Raw genomic sequence first — 18715 nt, 5'->3', positions numbered from 1 at the left:
CGCGGGTCATCGCCCGGCGCCCAGCGGCTCGCGGCCGGCGGACGGCGCCGCCGGGACGGCCACCTCGATGTCGGCGCGCAGGCGGTCGAGCAGGTCGGTGAGCCGGCGGGCGTCGAGCTCGGACCAGCCGGACAGCGCGGCGAGCGCCCAGTCGGCGCGCATGGCGCGCGTGGCGGCGAGGGCCTCGGCGCCCTGCGGCGTGAGCCGGAGCAGGGTGGCCCGCCCGTCGCGCGGGTCGGGGTGGCGCTCCACGTACCCCGACCGCTCCAGGACGGCGAGCTGCCGACTGGCCACCGAGACGTCGATGCCGGCGCGCGCGGCGAGCGCGCTGCAGCGCTGGTCGCCGTCCTGCTCCAGCGGCAGCAGCAGCGTCCAGCCATAGGACGGCAGCTCGCCGTAGAGCTGGTTGGCCGCGCGGGTGCTGATCTGCCGGCCCGTGCGGATGAGCGAGGCGATGCTGGCGGTCAGCCGGTCCCGCGTGTCGGGACTGATGGACATGAGCGGAGTTCCTGACGGTCGAGACGTGTGCAGAGTGCAACCATAAACCGCTTGGTTGCGGTCTGCAACGAACGACCGGACACAGTCCTCCGTCCTGACCGTCCGCTCCCGCGCGACCCGTCCGACCCGGCTGACCCGCGCCCCTAGGCCTCCGGGTCCTCCCCGGCCTCGCGCGCCCGTGCATCCCCGAGCCGGTTGAGACGAGCCAGCAGCTCGGCCAGCGTGGCGACGTCCTCGGCCGGCCAGTCGCCGAGATCGGCCTCCCAGAGCTCCCGCCGGGCGGTGCGGATGTGGGCCAGCCGGGCCGCCCCCTCGGCGGACGGCGTCAGCACCTGCGCCCGGCCGTCGTCGGGATCGGCGCTGCGATCCACCAGGCCCAGCGCCACGAGGCTGGCCACCTGCCGGCTCACCGTGCTCTTGTCCAGGCCCAGCCGCGCGACCAGGTCGCTGGCCCGCAGCGGACCGGCGTCCTGGAGGAGGGCGAGCAGGCCGAAGGCGGCGCCGTCGAGGTCGGGGTGCAGCTGGCCGGCGAGCCGGGCCGAGATCGCCCGCGAGCGGCGCAGCAGCAGGCCGATCTCCCGCTCCAGGTCGACGAAGGCCGCGTGCGGGTCGGGCCGGCTCACCGGCCGCTCCGCGGGCGCCACACGACCAGCGCGTTGCCCGGCCGGCGCTGCGGCACCAGCTCCGCGCGGTACCCCACCGGGACCGCGGCCTCGGCGGCGATCCGGCGGTGCTCGCTGTGCTCGAGCTCGGCCAGCAGCTCGTGCACCCGCGCCTGCAGGGCCTCGACCTGCGACTCGAGCTCGATGATCCGCTTGATCCCGGCGAGGTTGACGCCGTCCTCCTGCGACAGCCGCTGGACCTCACGCAGCAGTGCGACGTCACGGGGGCTGTACCGGCGACCGCCCCCGGGGGTGCGCCCGGGGCGGACCAGCCCGAGCCGGTCGTACTGGCGCAGGGTCTGGGCGTGCATGCCGGCCAGCTCGGCCGCCACCGAGATCACGAAGACCGGCGCGTCCTCGGCGACGGACCGGGCGGCGCCCGGGACCGGGTCGACCCGCCCGGTCACCGGTCGGCTCCCGCCTGCAGGGCCGCGGTGATGTGCGGGCGCGGGTCCTCGTCCATCTCCTCGGCGAGCGCCTCTATGGCCTTCCGCTGGGCCGGCGTGAGCCGCACGGGCACCGCGACGTCCAGCGTGACCAGCAGGTCGCCGGTGCGCCCCTTCGCCGGGACGCCCCGTCCGCGCACCCGCAGCGTCCGGCCGCTCGCGGTGCCGGCGGGCACCTTGAGCGAGACCGTGCCGTCGAGCGTCGGCACCGTCAGGGTCGTTCCCAGGGCCGCCTCCGCGAACGTGATCGGCACGCTGAGCGTCAGGTCGTCGTCCTTGCGGCCGAACAGGCTGTGCTCGGCGACGTGGACGACGACGAACAGGTCACCGGCCGGTCCTCCGCGCCGCCCGGGCGCGCCCTTGCCGGCCAGCCGGATGCGCTGGCCGTCCTTGACACCGGCCGGCATCCGGACGGTGATGGTGCGGGTCTGGCTGGTGATGCCGCTGCCCGAGCAGGTCGGGCAGGGGTCGTCGACGACGGAGCCGGTGCCGCGGCAGTTGCGGCAGGGCTCGGAGAAGGCGAAGGCCCCCTGGCTGCGGCTGGTGACACCGGCCCCCTGGCACACCGGGCAGGTGTGCGGGCTGGTCCCGGGCTTCGCGCCGCTGCCCGCGCAGGTCGGGCAGCTGCCCGGGCTCTGCATGCGCAGGGGCACCGTGACGCCGAGGACGGCCTCCTCGAAGGAGAGGGTCGCCTCGGTCTCGACGTCCTGACCACGCGCCGGGCCCGACGCCGCCTGGCTGCGCGCGCGGGCTCCGCCCGCGGCACCGCCGAAGAGGCCGCCGAGCAGGTCCCCCAGCCCACCGGGTCCGCGGCCGGCGGCTCCCGGACCGCCGGCCGCGCCGGGGCCGCCCGCGGCGCCCCCGAAGAGGTCGCCGAAGTCGAAGGTCTGCCCGCCGCCGGGGAAACCGCCCCCGCCGCCCGGGAAGCCGGCGCGAGCGCCCGCTCCTCCGGCGCCGAAGAGCCGCCGCGCCTCGTCGTACTCGCCGCGCCGCTTCGGGTCGGAGAGGACGTCGTAGGCCTCGGAGACCTCCTTGAACCGGGTCTCCGCCTCGGCGTTGCCCGGGTTCTTGTCCGGGTGCAGCTCCTGCGCCAGCTTGCGGTAGGCCTTCTTGATCTCTGCCGCGTCCGCGCTCTGGGGGACGCCCAGCGCGCCGTAGTAGTCCTTCTCGATGAAGTCCCGGGTGCTCATCGGGTGTCCCCCTTCCTGGGAGTCAGTCGGACGCCGCGGCGCCCGGGTCGGCCGGCACGGCGCCGTCGCCGGCGGGTGCCGGGTTCTCCGGCTCGGTGACCGCGACCATCGCCGTCCGCAGCACCCGGTCCCCGCGGCGGAAACCCTGCCGCAGGACCGTCGTCGCGGTCGGGACCGTGACGTCGGCGGACGTGTCGTGCATGACCGCCTCGTGCAGCGCCGGGTCGAACTCGTCGCCGGCCTTGCCGAACGCCTCGACCCCGAGACCGTCGAGCAGCCCCAGGATGCGCTCGGCGACCAGCTTGAACGCGCCGGTCAGGTCACCGTGGTCCCGCGCCCGCTCGATGTCGTCCACGATCGGGATCAGGCCGGTGGCGAACCGCTCGGCCGCCTGGTCGACGACGAGGGTCCGGTCGCGGTCCACCCGACGCCGGTAGTTGGCGTACTCCGCGGTGACCCGCTGCAGGTCCTCGGTGCGCTCGGCCAACTGCGCGGCCAGGTCGTCCCCGGCTGCACCCGCCGCCGGCGGGGCCTCCGCCTGCGGCTGGTCGTCCACGGGCATCTCGTGCTCGCTCATCTGCTCCCCTGCGACGGTCGGGTCCGGCCGGGCACCGGCCGGCTGCTCGCCGGCCGGTGCCCGCACCTCACCACTGATCGGGTCGATGCGCCGCTTGTCGCGGATCACGACCCGCGGCTGCTCTTCCCCGCTGGTCATCGGCGGTCGTCGTCCTCGTCCACGATCTCGGCGTCGACGACGTCGTCGTCCGCGGTCGTGGACCCACCGGCCTGCGCCCCGCCGGGGGCAGCACCCTCGGTACCGGGCGCACCCTCGGCGGCCTCGGCGTTCTGCGCGTACAGCGCGCCGCCGACCTCCTGGGAGATCCGGGCGACCTTCTCCTGAGCGGTCTTGATCGCCTCGATGTCCGAGCCGCCCAGCGAGGAGCGGAGCTCGGTCAGCGCCTCGCCGAGCTCGTCCTTCTTCTCGGCCGGGATCTTGTCACCGTTCTCGGCCAGGAACTTCTCGGTCTGGTACTGCAGCGACTCGGCCAGGTTGCGGGTCTCGGCCTCCTCGCGGCGCTTCTTGTCCTCCTCGGCGTGCGCCTCGGCGTCCTTCATCATCCGCTCGATGTCGTCCTTCGGGAGGGCCGAGCCGCCGGTGATGGTCATCGACTGCTCCTTGCCCGTGCCGAGGTCCTTCGCGTGGACGTGCACGATGCCGTTGGCGTCGATGTCGAAGGCCACCTCGATCTGCGGGACGCCGCGCGGCGCCGGGGGCAGACCGGTCAGCTCGAACATGCCGAGCTTCTTGTTGTAGGCGGCCATCTCGCGCTCGCCCTGGAAGACCTGGATCTGCACCGACGGCTGGTTGTCGTCGGCCGTCGTGAAGATCTCCGAGCGCTTGGTCGGGATCGTGGTGTTGCGCTCGATGAGCTTGGTCATGATCCCGCCCTTGGTCTCGATACCCAGGGACAGCGGGGTGACGTCGAGGAGCAGGACGTCCTTCACCTCGCCGCGGAGGACACCGGCCTGCAGCGCGGCACCGATGGCGACGACCTCGTCGGGGTTGACGCCCTTGTTCGGCTCCTTGCCCCCGGTGAGCTCGCGGACCAGGTCGGACACCGCGGGCATGCGGGTCGAGCCACCGACGAGGACGACGTGGTCGATCTGGTTCACCGAGATGCCGGCGTCGCGGATCGCCTGGTTGAACGGCGCGCGGGTGCGGTCGAGCAGGTCCTGGGTCATCCGCTGGAACTCGGCACGGGTGATCGTGACGTCGAGGTGCAGCGGGCCCTCGGCACCGGCGGTGATGTAGGGCAGGTTGATGTTGGTCGACTGCGCGCCCGACAGCTCGATCTTGGCCTTCTCGGCGGCCTCGCGGAGGCGCTGCATGGCCAGCTTGTCCTTGGACAGGTCGATGCCGTTGGAGGCGTTGAAGGTCTTGACCAGGTGGTCCATGACCTTCTGGTCCCAGTCGTCACCACCGAGGTGGTTGTCACCGGCGGTGGCCTTCACCTCGATGACGCCGTCCCCGATCTCGAGCAGGGAGACGTCGAAGGTGCCGCCACCGAGGTCGAAGACGAGGATCGTCTGCTCGGTCTCGCCCTTGTCCAGGCCGTAGGCCAGCGCGGCCGCGGTCGGCTCGTTGACGATGCGCAGGACGTTGAGGCCCGCGATCTCACCGGCCTCCTTGGTGGCCTGGCGCTGCGCGTCCTCGAAGTAGGCCGGGACGGTGATGACGGCGTCGGTGACCGGCTCGCCCAGGTAGGTCTCGGCGTCGCGCTTCAGCTTCTGCAGCGTGCGGGCGCTGATCTCCTGCGCGGTGTACTTCTTGCCGTCGATCTCGTCGGTGGTCCAGTTCGTGCCCATGTGGCGCTTGACGGACCGGATGGTGCGGTCGACGTTGGTGACGGCCTGGTTCTTGGCCGACTGGCCGACGAGGACCTCGCCGTTCTTGGCGAACGCGACAACCGACGGGGTGGTGCGCGAGCCCTCCGAGTTGGCGATGACGGTGGGCTCACCGCCCTCGAGGACGGTGACGACGGAGTTCGTGGTGCCGAGGTCGATACCGACAGCTCGTGCCATGGGGATGGCCTCTCTTCCGTGTGCGGGGGTGGTGCTGGTCCGTGTGGGAGTCGAGCCCGGACCGCCTTGCGCGTGGTCCGCTCAACTTTCCTGCCCACCATAACGGCAGGGTGCGGGAACGTGTTCCCGGGGCGGGGTGACGTGCCCGAGAGCCGCGGCACAGCACCCGAGCCACCGCACACCCCGGCTACGAGTCCGCACGCCGGCTCCGGCGTGGCCGTCGTCCACAGCGCGGCCCTGGATCGCCCCGCAGCGTCCCCACGGTGGCCGACACTCGCGCGGTGCATCCGATGCTCCGGGCCGCAGCCGAGCGCCGGCTCGGCGTCTTCACCGCCGCCGACGTCCGGCGGGCCGCCTACGACCACGCGGAGGTGCGGCACCTGTGCGCGTCCGGCCGCTGGATCCGCCTGCGGCGCGGCGTCTACATCGCTGCCGGAGACCTGCCCCCAGCCGGGGACGGGCGTGCGCGCCGCGAGGTGGAGTGCATGGCGGTGCTCCTCCATCTCGGCAGGCCGCACGCCGCGCTCAGCCATGCGACCGCTGCTGCGCTCCGCGGACTGCCGCTCCCCCGCTCGCTCGACCCGGCCGTCCGGCTGACCGACCCCGAGCGCTGGCGCCGAGGGCGGGGATTCGTGATGTCGCGGGCCCCGCTGCGGCCGGGCGAGGTGGTCACGCGCGGGCCGCTGCGGCTCACGTCCGTCGCCCGGACGCTCGTCGACTGCGCACGCGAGTGGCCGCCGGAGGACGCCGTCATCGCCCTCGACGCCGCACTGCTCGCGGATCGGGTGACGCCGGAGCAGCTGAGGGAGACGGCGGCCGCCGTCACGTCGTGGCCGGGAGCGCGCGGCGCCGGGCGCGCGGTCGGGCTGGCCGACGGGCGGGCGGAATCGCCCCTCGAGACCCGGGGCCGGTTGCGGATCGTCGGTGCGGGGCTGCCGACGCCGGAGCTGCAGGTGGAGATCCGGGCCGGCGGGCGGCTCGTCGCCGTCGTCGACGGCTGGTTCGACGACGCCGCCGTCGCGGTGGAGTTCGACGGGCGTGTGAAGTACACCGATCCGTCGCGGGACCGCTCCGCAGGCCAGGTGCTGTGGGAGGAGAAGCGCCGTGAGGACGCACTCCGGGCCCTCGACATCCGCGTCGTGCGCATCGCCGACGCCGACGTGGGGCGCAGGGTGGGCGGCGATGGAACAGCGCCTGCGGCAGCTGACGTCGTCGACCGGGCCGGTCGCCCGGCGGTTCACGGTGCATCCGCGTGCGCGAGGACTGCGCCGCAGCGGTTGACGCCACGGGAGCCACCGCGCAGCAGCGGGAGCCGCGGCGCACGGCGGCTCCGGGGGCGACACGGCGGCTCCGGGGGCGACACGGCGGCTCCGGTGAACGCAGCCCGACGGGGTGATGGCCGGATCGTGATCGCCGCCCTTCGCCTGGGCCCGAGTAGCCTGCGGGCGCGCCAGCTATCGTGCGATCCGTGCGGGCACGCCGTGCCCGCATGCGTTCCGCGCGCCGGTCCCGGACCGGCGCGGACGACGGCGCGCGTACCGACCAGAGCTTCGCCGTCGCCGAACGGGCGCACGGGAGTCAACCGACGCCGACAGGCGTGCGGGGAGGAAAAGATGACGGGCCCGCTGCAGATCGTCCTGGGGACGATCAGCGTCCTGTTCCTGATCGTGGCCTCGGTGTTGGCCTACCGCGCGGTGCGGGCCCAGGTGCGGATCATCCGCTCCGGCCAGCCCGACGGCACCCGGTGGGGGCCGGTGAAGACCCGCCTGAAGACCCTGGCCATCGAGTCGCTGGGCCACACCCGGATGCTCAAGTGGTCGAGCATCGGCATCGCCCACTGGTTCGTCTTCGTCGGCTTCTACGGGCTGTTCCTCACGCTGGTCGAGGCCTTCGGTGAGGTGTTCAACCCGGCCTTCCACCTGCCGCTCATCGGCGAGTGGGCCATCTGGAACCTCTTCGCCGACCTCATCGGCACCGCGACGATCCTCGGGATCCTCTACCTGATCTACCGCCGCCAGCGGGACCACCCGCGCCGGCAGGGCCGCAAGAGCCGCTTCGCCGGCAGCAACGAGGGCCGTGGCTACTTCGTCGAGGCGATCGTCCTCACCGTCGGCATCTGCATCCTGCTGATCCGCGCGCTCAAGGTCTCCTCCGACCTGACCGACGCCCCCGGCTGGTCGCACCCGATCTCCGGCGCCCTCGGCCAGATCCTCCCGGACAGCCCCGACCTGCTCACCGTCGTGGCGTTCATCAAGATCATGGTGTCGCTGGCCTGGCTCGTGGTGCTCAGCCGGATCCTGAACATGGGTGTGGCCTGGCACCGGTTCAGCGCGTTCTTCAACATCTACTTCAAGCGCAACGCCGACGGCGCCCCCGCGCTCGGCCCGCTGCTGCCGATGACCAGCGGCGGCAAGCCGATCGACTTCGAGGACCCGGGCGAGGACGACATCTTCGGTCGCGGCAAGATCGAGGACTTCACCTGGAAGGGGATGCTGGACTTCACCACCTGCACCGAGTGCGGGCGGTGCCAGAGCCAGTGCCCGGCGTGGAACACGGGCAAGCCGCTCAGCCCGAAGATGGTGATCATGGACCTCCGCGATCACCTCTACGCGAAGGCTCCCTACCTCCTGGGTGAGAAGACGGCCAGCGAGACCGCGCCGGACTACGACGTCCTCAAGCCCAGCGACGAGCAGGTCTGGGCCAGCGGCTACGCCCGCATCGAGGGCACCAACGACGCCCAGGCGCACCGCCCGCTGGTCGGCACCCTCGAGGAGGGCGGGGTCATCGACCCCGACGTCCTGTGGAGCTGCACCAACTGCGGCGCCTGCGTGGAGCAGTGCCCGGTGGACATCGAGCACATCGACCACATCGAGGACATGCGCCGCTACCAGGTGCTCATCGAGTCGAACTTCCCCTCCGAGGCCGGCGTGATGCTGACCAACCTGGAGAAGCGCGGCAACCCGTGGGGCATGGGCGGCAACGTCCGCGAGGACTGGATCAAGGAGCTCGACTTCGAGGTGCGGATGGCCGACGGCCCGCTGCCCGCGGACGTCGAGTACCTGTTCTGGGTCGGCTGCGCCGGCGCCGTCGACGACCGCGCCAAGAAGGTCACCAAGGCCGTCGCGGAGCTGCTGCACACGGCGGGCGTCGAGTTCGCCGTCCTCGGCAACGGGGAGACCTGCTCGGGCGACCCGGCCCGCCGCCTGGGCAACGAGTTCGTGTTCCAGCAGCTGGCCATGGAGAACGTCGAGACCCTCAACGGCGTCTTCGAGGGCCGCGTGCCGGGCACCCGCAAGATCGTCGCCACCTGCCCGCACTGCTTCAACTCGCTGGGCAAGGAGTACCCGCAGGTCGGTGGCGAGTACGAGGTCATCCACCACACGCAGCTGCTCGGCCAGCTGATCGAGGAGGGCCGGCTCGTGCCGGTCACCCCGATCGACCGCAAGGTGACCTACCACGACCCGTGCTTCCTGGGCCGGCACAACAAGGTCTACACGCCTCCGCGCGAGATCCTCGACTCCGTCCAGGGCCTCACCACGCAGGAGATGCACCGCTGCAAGGACCGCGGCTTCTGCTGCGGCGCCGGCGGTGCCCGCATGTGGATGGAGGAGAAGATCGGCAAGCGGATCAACGTCGAGCGCACCGAGGAGGCGCTCGAGCTGGATCCGGACGTCATCTCGACCGCGTGCCCGTTCTGCATCACGATGCTCTCCGACGCCCTCACGTCGAAGAAGCAGAACGGCGAGGCCGGCGAGCACGTCGAGGTCCTCGACGTCAGCCAGATCCTGCTGCGCTCGATGCAGCCGGTCGCCGCCGGTGTCCAGGGCGCGGCCTCCGGTGCCGACGTCGGCACCAAGGGCGACGACGTCGTGGGCCTGGACTCCGCCGCGACGGAGCACGACCCGAAGTAGCCCCACCCGCACCGGCGACGGCGCGTGTTCCCCGGCCGGGGAGCACGCGCCGTCGTCGTTCCCGGGGTGCGGGGACGCGCCGTCCCCCGCGGGCGGTGTGGCTCGCGCCACGGAGGACCATGAGCGGAGTGACCCGCACCGCAGCCAGGAGCACCGCGCCCGCCCCCGCCTCACCGGCCGGCGGACTCGTCCTCATCGGCGTGGCGATCGTGCTCACCGGCCTGAACCTCCGCACCGCCGTCAACAGCGTCGGCCCGGTGCTGGAGGAGATCGAGAACGCCCTGGGCCTCTCCAGCGGGGTGGCCGGCCTGATCACCTCGCTGCCGGTGCTCTGCTTCGCCGCGATCGGGTTCGCGGGCCCGCCGCTGTCGGCCCGCTTCCGCGACGCGCACGTGCTGGGCGGGGCCCTGCTCACCATGGCCGCCGGGATGGTGCTGCGCTCGCTGGCCGGCTCCTTCTGGCTGTTCCTCGTCGGCACCGTGCTGGCCATGGTCGGCGGAGCCCTGGGCAACGTGCTGCTCCCCGGGCTGGTCAAGCGCTACTTCCCCGACCGCACCGGGCTGATGGTCGGCGCCTACGGCACGGCGCTGAGCGCCGGCGCCGCCGTGGTGTCGGTGAGCACCCAGCCGATCGCCGACGCCGTGGGCACCGACGACGGCTGGCGCTGGGGGCTCGGCGTGTGGGCCGCCCTCGCGCTGGTCGCCGCCCTCTCCTGGTTCTTCGTCCGGGCCACGCCAGGGGTGTCGCGCGCCTCGCACGTCGCCGTCCGGATGCGGGACCTGGTGCACAGCCGCCTGGCCATCGCCCTGACCGCGTTCTTCGGCCTGCAGGCGATGCAGGCCTACGTGATCGTCGGCTGGTCGGCGCAGTACCTGCGCGACGCCGGGCTGTCCGCCGCCACGGCCGGGCTGCTCCTGGGCGTGAACTCGATCGTCGCCATCCCGGTGAACGCGCTCGTGCCGACCCTCACCGTGCGGCCGCGGGTCCAGTGGCCGCTGCTGTCGTTCTTCATGTGCTGCTACCTGGCCGGCTGGATCGGCCTCTGGACGGCGCCGCTGGCCGCTCCGTGGCTGTGGATGGTGCTGCTCGGCCTGGGCCTGGGCACGTTCTCGATGGTGCTCACCCTGTTCGGGCTCCGGGCACGCACGCCCGAGACGACGGCGGCGCTGTCCACCGTCGCCCAGGGCTGGGGATACCTCATCGCCGGCGCCGGGCCGCTGCTGGTCGGCGTGCTGCGCGGCGCCACCGGCGGCTACGACGGGATGTTCGTCCTGATGCTCGCCGGCGTCGCCGGGCTGTGGGCGCTGGGGTGGCTGGTGACGCGGCCACGGTTCGTCGACGACGAGGTGGACCGCTCCGTCCCGGGCTGGTCGACGGCGGGACGGGCCCGTCCGGACACCGAGGTGCTGGAGAGCGCCGGTGCCGAGCCCCCGGTGAACGCCCAGATCACTCCGGCCGACGGGTCTCCGCGCGGGTGAAGTTGCGGTAGGACCGTGACGGGGTGGGCCCGCGCTGGTCCTGGTAGCGGGAGCCGTAGACGGCCGAGCCGTACGGGTGCTCGGCCGGGCTGCTCAGCCGGAACATGCACAGCTGGCCGATCTTCATGCCGGGCCACAGCGTGATCGGCAGGTTGGCCACGTTGGACAGCTCCAGCGTGATGTGCCCGGAGAAGCCCGGGTCGACGAAGCCCGCGGTGGAGTGGGTGAGCAACCCCAGCCGGCCGAGCGAGGACTTGCCCTCGAGCCGGGCCGCCAGGTCGTCCGGGAGGCTGATGACCTCGAGCGTCGACCCGAGCACGAACTCCCCCGGGTGCAGCACGAACGGCTCGTCCCCCTCGGGCTCGACCGGCGTCGTGAGGTCGTCCTGCTGCTCCGCCGGGTCGATGTGGGTGTACCGCGAGTTGTTGAAGACGCGGAAGAACCGGTCCAGCCGGACGTCGATGCTGGAGGGCTGCACGAGGCCCGGGTCGTAGGGCTCGATGCCGAGGCGTCCCTCGGCGATCGCGGCCGTGATGTCGCGGTCGCTCAGCAGCATGGCGCGGAGTCTAGGGAACGGGCTTCCCTGCTCCGTCCGGGTGAACCTGCTCAAGGCCGCCCGCGTGCGCGCCGTTGGCAGCGCGATGACGCCCGTCGGCGGTCCTCCGGGGCCACCGACCATCCCGGATGGGCCGGGTGGCGGCGTGCGGAGGGCTCCACGGATGAAGAGCAAGCGGATCCAGGCGCTGGTCCTGGTCTCGGCGCTGGCGTTCGGGTACGCCGGCGCCGCGGCGTACTCGGCATGGGCCGCGCCCGCCGTGCCGCCCCTCCCCGTCGCCACCGGCTTCGGCCCCGGCGACGGGCTGACCCGGTACGTCGTGACGGCCTCCGGAAGCGATCAGGCCGCACTGCTCGCCGAACTGGAGGCCGTCGAAGGCGTGGCGCACGCGCAGCCGCTGGACGACGCCCGCGCGCTGGTCGCCGTGGACGACGTGCCCACCGACGCACTGGCCTCGGTGCCCGGGGTCGCGGGGGTAGAGCTGTCCGTCGCCGTGTCGGTGCTGGGCCAGGTGCAGGACCCGTACTGGAGTGCCTACGGCTGGAACCTGGAGAACACGGGCACGAACGTCTACCAGCAGGAAGCCACGGCGGACGCCGACGTGGATGCGACCGACGGGTGGCAGAGCGGAACCGGCACCGGGATGGTCGTCGCGGTCGTGGACACCGGTTTCGACTCGGACCACCCCGACTTCGTGGGTTCGCTCTGGACCAACCCCCGGCAGAGCTGCGGGCCCACCGACCAGGACGGCAACGGCCTGGTCGGCGACTGCCACGGCTGGAACTTCTACACCGACAGCGCCGACGTCGACAACGGCGCCTTGGGGACGCACGGCGCGTCCGTCGCCGGCGTCATCGGCGCCCGCGCCTACAACGGCGTCGGTTCGGCCGGTGTAGCCCCCGAGGTCACCATGATGCCGCTGGTCATCGGCGGCGGGGACTCGGTGGACGCCAACCTGGGCGCCAAGGCCATCCGCTACGCGGTCGACAACGGCGCGGACGTCATCAACGCCTCCTGGGGAGGCCCGATCGCCGGCCAGCCGCTGGACAGCCTCAAGTCGGCCATCGCGTACGCCGCCTCCAAGGATGTCCTGGTGGTCGCGGCCGCCGGCAACGACGGCGTCAACCGGGACACGAAGGTGCTGTACCCGGCCAGCCTGCCCGACGACAACATCGTGACGGTCGGCAGTTCGACCGCCCTCGACACGATCTCCCCGACCTCCGCCTGGAGCGCCACGGTCGTGGACCTGTTCGCCCCCGGCAACAAGATCGCCACCACCTGGAACGACGGTGGCTACCGCCTGGTGAGCGGCACCTCCCTCGCGGCGCCGCAGGTGGCAGCCGCCTACGCGCTGTACCGCGAGCAGATGCCCACCGCCGGCTACGCCGAGCTGAAGCAGGCGCTGCTCGACGACGTCGACAAGCTCACGGTCTTCGCCGGCAAGTCCGTGACCGGCGGCCGGCTGACGCTCAGCCGGCTGTCCGGCACCCCGGCCGAGTCGGTCCGGTACGCGTTCACCTCGATGAGCGCGCCCGCGGGCACCGTCTCCCCGCGCATCGGCGTGAGCGGCTCGGCCGCCGGTGGCGACTACTCCGTCGCCCTGGGCCTGGGCATGGAGTTCGAGGGCGACATCTGGGCCCTCGCGGACAAGCCGGTCACGCTCGGCGGCGAGACCGTCACCACCGACGACACCGGCAGCGCGGTGTTCGACCTGGGCCGGCTCGCCAGCCTCGACGGCCTCGGCCTCTCGCCGTCCCTGCCCCTGGGCGACGGCCGCTACGTCATGACCGTCCAGCTGCTCCGCGACGGCACCCCCGTGGGCCGCGCGTCGGCCGCTCCGCTGCTCGTGCGCACCTCCCTGCCCGGCTCCGGTGGCGGGAGCACGCCCGGGACGACGCCGGGCACGCCCACCCCGGGCGCGCCCGCCCCGGGCGGCGACGTGCCCCCGGCTCCCGGCACCCCCACGCCGGGCGCCCCCACGCCCGGGGCACCCATCCCGGGCGCACCCGCCCCCGGCACGACGCCCGGCACCCCGGCTCCCGGCGCGCCCACTCCCGGCGCCCCCGCTCCCGGTACGCCCGCTCCCGGTACGCCCGGCCCCGATGGCTCGACCCCGGGTGGGGGCTCGAACCCCGGCACGCCCGCTCCGGGCACGCCGGCGCCCACCCCGGGCACGCCGGCCCCCGGCGCCCCCGGCACCCCTGACACCGGCACCACCCCCATCGCCCCCGGGACCGGCACGCCTCCGGGCGCCTCCGGCCCGGCCCCGACGCCGCCCACCGGCGGTGGGACCGCGCCCGGCGACCCGGGTGACACGACGACCAGCTATCCCTCGGTCGGCGCCTTCGGCATCACCTCGCTGAGCCCGAACACCGTCTCGGTCGACGGCGGCACGCTGGTGACGATCTCCGGCACGGCCCTGCCGCCGCGGCCGCAGATCCTCATCGGTGGCACCGCCCGGGCCACCGTCGTCACGGAGTCGGCGACCCGCGTGCAGTTCCGGGTGCCGGCACGCGTGGCGGGCGCCTACGACGTCGCCGTCTTCGCGGCCGACGGGCGCTCGACGGTGCTGCCGTCGGCGCTCACCTACCGCGCGGACACACCGCCGGGCACCGGTGCCACCCCTGTTCCGGGCACCCAGCCCGGTGACGGGTCGGCCCCGGGCGGCACGCCGCCGGGGTCCGGCACCACCCCGCCCCCGACCGGCACCCCGGACCCCGGGACCACCCCCGGCACGCCGGGCACCGGACCGGTCGAGCGCACCGGCCCGTCGGGTGAGCGGCTGGTCCGGTCGGCGACCTTCTCCGCGCTCCGCGGGATCTGGTCGGTGAACTGCTCCGCCTCCTGCGCCGGCGTCGCGATCTGAGCGCGCCGCGCGGCTGACCGGCGCTCCCCGACCACCGTGCCCCGTCCGACTTCCCCAGTGCGGACGGGGCACGGTGTCGTCCCGGCCCGGTGCCGTCCTCCCTCTCGCACCGGGGCTGTCGCGGGTGGCCGAGCGGCTGCGCACCGAGGCGATCTGCTTCCTGGCGGAGATGCGCCGCTAGGCGCGGCGGCTCATCCCGCTCTCATCCGAGTGCCATGCGCGCGCTCTAGCGTGACCGGGTGCCTCCGCCCGTGCTCGAGCCGCCGGCACCCCCGTCGCTGCGGCGGGCCTGGCCACCCGCGCTGCGCCTGCTGCTCGGAGAGGAGGCCGCGCAACTCTGGGACGCTGCCCTGGCTCCGGGCGGCGGCCGCCTGACCCGGCTGCGCCCCACCGGCACGTCCGTGCAGCCCGGCGGGGCGGCGACGGTGCAGTACGCCGCCGAGGTCACCTGGGCCGACGGCCGGTCCACCCGTGAGTCGCTCGCGGCCACCAGCGGCGCCCGGATCCCGGTCGGGGCGACGGTCCTGGAGGGCGAGGCCGACGGCGAACGCGTCACGGTCGGGGTCTGGCGCTGGCCCCTGGACCCGGCGCTGCCGGCGCTGGCCTGGGCGAGCAGCGCCGCGGCCGCCGCTCCCCGGCTCGCGGAGCTCGGCCTGACCGACGGCCCCGTGCGCCTGCGGCTGCGCTCCTACCGGCCCGGCCGCCGCGCCGTGATCGAGGCGACGACGGGGGCGGGATCGCTCTTCCTCAAGGTGGTGCGGCCGGTCGCCGTCGCCCGGCTGGTGGAGCGGCACGCCGTCCTCACCGGTGTGCCGGTGCCGCCGGTGCTGGCCGCCACCGACGACGGCGTGGTCGTGCTGCCGGGCCTGACCGGGACGCCGATGCGGGACCTGATCGCCGCCGGCGGGGGCGGGCTGCCCGACGCGACAGCCCTGGACGCCCTGCTCGACGGGCTCCCCGAGGCAGCGGCGCACGTGACCGCCGTCGGCCGGAGCCGCCCCGGGGATGCCCGGGGACGCGCCGGCGACCACGCGACGGTGCTCGGGCTGGTCGCACCGGAGCTGCGGCCCCGGCTGGACCGGCTCACCGCCGTCCTGCGCGCCGCCGAGCCGGGGAAGCACCCCGAGGTGCCGGTGCACGGCGACTTCTACGAGTCCCAGCTGCTGGTCGAGGCCGGTTCGGTGGTCGGCCTGCTCGACGTGGACACCGTCGGCCGCGGGCACCGCATCGACGACTGGGCGACCCTGCTCGGGCACCTGGCGCTGCTGGAGACGATCCTGCCCGCGCCGGCCGGCGCCGGCCGCTACCGCGCGGAGCTGGAGGGGGCAGCCCTCCGCCGATGGCCGGCCACCCAGCTGCGGCCGCGCGTCGCCGCCGTGCTGCTGGGCCTGGCCACCGGCCCGTTCCGGGTGCTGCAGGCGGACTGGGCCGCCGGGACCGAGGCCCGGATCGCGCTGGCCGAGCGGTGGGCGGCTCCCGCGCGGGGATGAGAGAGCCCTCATCGGCAGCTCCCGGGGCCCTCACCTGCCGTGGGAAACCTGGAGTCGTCCGAGAGAGAACCACCCGCAGGAGGAGCCCCAGATGACCACCCGCCCCGCCACCTGGAAGATCGTCACCTTCGGTGCCGCGCTGACCGGCCTCGGTGCCGCCGGCATCGGCGTCGCGGCCGCCGACGACGACCGCGACCGGCCGCTGCCCGCCGGTATCTCGGTCGCCGGCGTGGACGCCCCGGCCGACGCGCCCGCGGACGCCCCCGTGGACGCCTCCCCGGAGAGCGCCGACTCGCCGAACGAGAGCGCCACCGACAGCGCGGACGACGCCTCGCCCGACACCGCGAGCCCCGACGACGCCACCCCCGACGACGTCCAGAGCGCCGAGTCGGCGCAGTCCGCCGCCTCCCCCGACAACTGAGCGACCGGCGAGATCGCCGATCTCGCGCGTCTTCCCCGCGGGAAGCGTGCGAGATCGGCGATCTCGTCGTGCGGGGCGGGTCGTCAGGTCTCGACGAGGCGGTAGCCCATCCCGTGCACGGTCTCGACCCGCTCGGCACCGATCTTCCTGCGCAGGTACCGCACGTAGACGTCCACCACGTTCGAGCCGGGGTCGAAGTCGTAGCCCCACACCTGGCTGAGCAGCTGTTCCCGGGACAGCACCTGTCCCGGATGCCGCAGGAACGTCTCGGCGAGCGCGAACTCGCGCGCCGACAGGTCGACCGTCGAGCTACCCACCCGCGCGCGGCGGGTCCGCAGGTCCAGCGACAGGTCGCCGCAGGTGAGCACGGTGAGCTCGGCGGTGCGGTCGGTCGCCAGCCGGAGCCGCACCCGGGCCAGGAGCTCCTCGAAGCGGAACGGCTTGGGCATGTAGTCGTCCGCGCCGCCCTCGAGCCCGGCCACGGTGTCCTGCACGCTGTCCCGCGCGGTCAGGATGATCACCGGGATCGGATTGCGTTCCGCGCGCAGCCGCCGCAGCACCTCGAACCCGTCCATACCCGGCAGCCCGATGTCCAGCACCAGCAGGTCGAACTCGCCGCTGGCGGCCTGGGCGCGGGCGGTGGGTCCGTCGGCCGCCACCGAGGTGGCGAACCCGTTGGCGCGCAGCCCCTTCTCGATGAACGAGGCGATGCGGGGTTCGTCCTCGGCGATCAGCACGCGGCTCATGCGTCCTCCTCGGGAGCCTGGACTTCGGCCGGCAGCACGATGGTGAAGGTGGCGCCCGCTCCGGGCCGGCTGTCGAGCAGGACGCGGCCGCCGTGGGCCGCCGCGATCGCCTCCACGATGGACAGCCCCAGCCCCGCGCCGTCGGACCGGCGGGCGCCTGCGGCGCCGCGGGCGAACCGTTCGAACACCCGCGCCCGGTCCTCCTCCGCGATCCCCGGCCCGGAGTCGGCCACCCAGAAGCGCAGCTCACCCCCGGCCACCTGGCTGCCGAGCGCGATCCGGTCGCCGGGGGCGGTGTACCGGGCCGCGTTGTCGGCCAGCGCGACCAGCGCCTGGGTCAGCCGCTGCGGATCGAGCGGCACGTCGGCCTCCGCCGCGGTCTCCAGCACCCACTCGCGCTCGGCCAGCCGGCGCACCTTGCCGAAGACGTCGGCGGTCAGCGCCGCGACGTCCACCGGCTGCGGGCGCACGAACCGGGGCTGCTCGGCGCGTGCCAGCAGCAGCAGGTCCGAGACCAGCCGGTTCATCCGGTCCAGCTCGTCGTCGACGACGGCGACGGTCTCCCGGACGTCGGCGGGGTCGGCCGCGTCCAGCACGTCGAGGTGCCCGCGCACGATCGTGATGGGCGTCCGCAGCTCGTGGCCGGCGTCGTCGAGGAAGCGCCGCTGCGCGGCCACGCCGCGCTCCACCCGGTCCAGCATGGCGTTGACCGTGACGGCCAGCTCGGTGAGCTCGTCGCCGGGCCGCCCCTCGACCGGGATCCGGCCGGACAGGTCGGTCTCGGTGATGCCCTGGGCGGTCGCCGCGACGTCGCGGACGGGCTGGAGCACCCGGCCGGCCACCACCCACGCGCCGGCCGCGGCCAGCAGCATCGTGCCCGCACCCACGAGCAGCATCGTCTGCGCGGCGTCGTCGGCGCTCTCCCGCTCCTGGTCGGCGAAGTAGGCGACGACGGCGACCCCCTGCGACGGGTCGCCCTCCAGGGACACCGGGACGGCGAGGTACCGCACCTCCCCGGCCGCGCTGTCGTAGGTGCCGGTGGCGGTCCCGGTGACCGAGCCGGCCAGCTCTGTGAAGGCGGCGTCCTCGCTCAGCAGGACCGGTGCCTCGATCCGGCTCTGGAAGCGGTACCGCCCGTCGACGTAGCCGAGGAACTTCTCGTTGGGGCGGGCCAGGTTGTAGGTGATCATCGTCTGCAGGACGTCGTCGACGGAGGCGAAGGGCAGCCCCGTGCCGGGATCGACGTCCGCGGACGCGATCTGGGTGAACTCCTCCACCTCGGCCCGCAGCGCGGTGTCCATGCGCTCGTCGATGGTCCGGATCAGCAGCCGCCACGTGACGAAGGTGACCAGGGCGAGGGCCAGCAGCACCAGCAGCAGGACCCAGCCGATGATCCGGGTGCGCGCGGCACGCGGCGCCCACCGTCGCAGCGCGCGGCGGTCAGTCGTCATCGTCGTCGGGACCGTCGCCGTCCAGGTCGGCGCCGGGGCCGTCGTCGTCGGGCCCGTCGTCGTCGGGCCCGTCGTCGTCATCGTCGTCGTCGGGCAGCGGCGGCGGGGGGACCACGTCGCTCGGTACCGGGGCCGGGGGCGGGTCCGACGGGAGCTGCGTCGGCGCAGCCGGCGCGGACGGCTGCTCGGGCACGGTGATGGGCGCGGGCAGGGTGCCGCCGCCCGGGTCCACCGGACGCAGCAGCAGCCAGCCCCCGAGCAGGACGGCAAGGAGCACCACCGCCGAGGCAGCGAGCAGGGCCGGGCGGATCCGCACGCCCCCAGCCTGCACCGGACCGGCGACCGGCGCGTGAGAGGTGGATGAGAGTGCTCTCATCCACCTCGCCGGTCAGGGCGGCCGGGCACCGGTCCGCGCGC

The 18715-nt window shown here is 74.1% G+C and carries 15 protein-coding genes; 5 read left to right on the top strand and 10 right to left on the bottom strand.

The features are described 5' to 3' along the window. Positions 1–6: 6 nt before the first annotated feature. The 6 genes from ACI793_RS14775 to dnaK form a co-directional block, all read right to left on the bottom strand. A complete protein-coding gene (locus ACI793_RS14775; RefSeq protein ID WP_456607135.1) occupies positions 7–498 on the bottom strand; it encodes a MarR family winged helix-turn-helix transcriptional regulator in 492 nt (163 codons plus the stop codon). A gap of 143 nt (positions 499–641) precedes the next feature. Next, positions 642–1121 (bottom strand): MarR family winged helix-turn-helix transcriptional regulator, encoded by a 480-nt coding sequence (locus tag ACI793_RS14770; RefSeq protein ID WP_456607134.1) that lies wholly within the window; start codon positions 1119–1121, stop codon positions 642–644. Continuing rightward, a complete protein-coding gene (locus ACI793_RS14765; RefSeq protein ID WP_456607133.1) occupies positions 1118–1567 on the bottom strand; it encodes a heat shock protein transcriptional repressor HspR in 450 nt (149 codons plus the stop codon). Before ACI793_RS14765 ends, ACI793_RS14770 begins: the two co-directional genes overlap by 4 nt. After that, positions 1564–2796: a molecular chaperone DnaJ gene (dnaJ, locus tag ACI793_RS14760; protein WP_456607132.1), complete on the bottom strand. Its 1233-nt coding sequence runs from the start codon at positions 2794–2796 to the stop codon at positions 1564–1566. Before dnaJ ends, ACI793_RS14765 begins: the two co-directional genes overlap by 4 nt. Before the next feature lie 22 nt (positions 2797–2818). Then, on the bottom strand, positions 2819–3511 hold the full coding sequence (gene grpE, locus ACI793_RS14755; RefSeq protein ID WP_456607131.1) for a nucleotide exchange factor GrpE: 693 nt from the start codon (positions 3509–3511) through the stop codon (positions 2819–2821). Next, positions 3508–5379, bottom strand: a complete 1872-nt coding sequence (gene dnaK / locus ACI793_RS14750) for a molecular chaperone DnaK (RefSeq protein ID WP_456607130.1) — start codon at positions 5377–5379, stop codon at positions 3508–3510. The genes grpE and dnaK overlap by 4 nt, the downstream gene beginning before the upstream one ends. Before the next feature lie 263 nt (positions 5380–5642). Here dnaK and ACI793_RS14745 point away from each other — a divergent pair, with 263 nt between their 5' ends. Further along, entirely contained in the window at positions 5643–9290 is a 3648-nt protein-coding gene (locus ACI793_RS14745) for a heterodisulfide reductase-related iron-sulfur binding cluster (RefSeq protein WP_456607129.1), read from the top strand. A 119-nt stretch (positions 9291–9409) separates the two neighbouring features. Beyond that, positions 9410–10768 (top strand): CynX/NimT family MFS transporter, encoded by a 1359-nt coding sequence (locus ACI793_RS14740; RefSeq protein WP_456607128.1) that lies wholly within the window; start codon positions 9410–9412, stop codon positions 10766–10768. Here the strand turns inward: ACI793_RS14740 and dcd are convergent. Continuing rightward, the gene (gene dcd / locus ACI793_RS14735; RefSeq protein ID WP_456607127.1) at positions 10737–11324 is read right to left on the bottom strand and encodes a dCTP deaminase; all 588 of its coding nucleotides are present in this window, start codon (positions 11322–11324) and stop codon (positions 10737–10739) included. The two genes, ACI793_RS14740 and dcd, sit on opposite strands and share 32 nt — an antisense overlap. 163 nt (positions 11325–11487) lie before the next feature. Between dcd and ACI793_RS14730 the strand changes: the two genes are divergently transcribed. The 3 genes from ACI793_RS14730 to ACI793_RS14720 all read left to right on the top strand — a co-directional run bounded on the left by ACI793_RS14730 (position 11488) and on the right by ACI793_RS14720 (position 16101). Next, positions 11488–14190, top strand: coding sequence for a S8 family serine peptidase (locus ACI793_RS14730; RefSeq protein ID WP_456607126.1), 2703 nt, complete (start codon positions 11488–11490; stop codon positions 14188–14190). Positions 14191–14429: 239 nt separating this feature from the next. Next, complete coding sequence (locus ACI793_RS14725; protein ID WP_456607125.1) at positions 14430–15680, top strand: hypothetical protein; 1251 nt, start codon at positions 14430–14432, stop codon at positions 15678–15680. Positions 15681–15771: 91 nt separating this feature from the next. After that, positions 15772–16101, top strand: coding sequence for a hypothetical protein (locus ACI793_RS14720; RefSeq protein WP_456607124.1), 330 nt, complete (start codon positions 15772–15774; stop codon positions 16099–16101). An 83-nt stretch (positions 16102–16184) separates the two neighbouring features. Here ACI793_RS14720 and ACI793_RS14715 read toward each other — a convergent pair whose 3' ends face one another. From ACI793_RS14715 to ACI793_RS14705, 3 genes are read right to left on the bottom strand one after another with little or no spacing between them, the layout of a single operon-like run. Continuing rightward, positions 16185–16847, bottom strand: a complete 663-nt coding sequence (locus ACI793_RS14715; RefSeq protein ID WP_456607123.1) for a response regulator transcription factor — start codon at positions 16845–16847, stop codon at positions 16185–16187. Further along, positions 16844–18298, bottom strand: coding sequence for a sensor histidine kinase (locus tag ACI793_RS14710; RefSeq protein ID WP_456607122.1), 1455 nt, complete (start codon positions 18296–18298; stop codon positions 16844–16846). The genes ACI793_RS14715 and ACI793_RS14710 overlap by 4 nt, the downstream gene beginning before the upstream one ends. After that, a complete protein-coding gene (locus ACI793_RS14705; protein ID WP_456607121.1) occupies positions 18288–18614 on the bottom strand; it encodes a hypothetical protein in 327 nt (108 codons plus the stop codon). Before ACI793_RS14705 ends, ACI793_RS14710 begins: the two co-directional genes overlap by 11 nt. Between the last annotated feature and the right edge of the window lie 101 nt (positions 18615–18715).

It is taken from the genome of Blastococcus sp. SYSU DS0617 (genome assembly GCF_054051075.1).
This window is presented reverse-complemented; position numbering and strand designations above follow the sequence as displayed.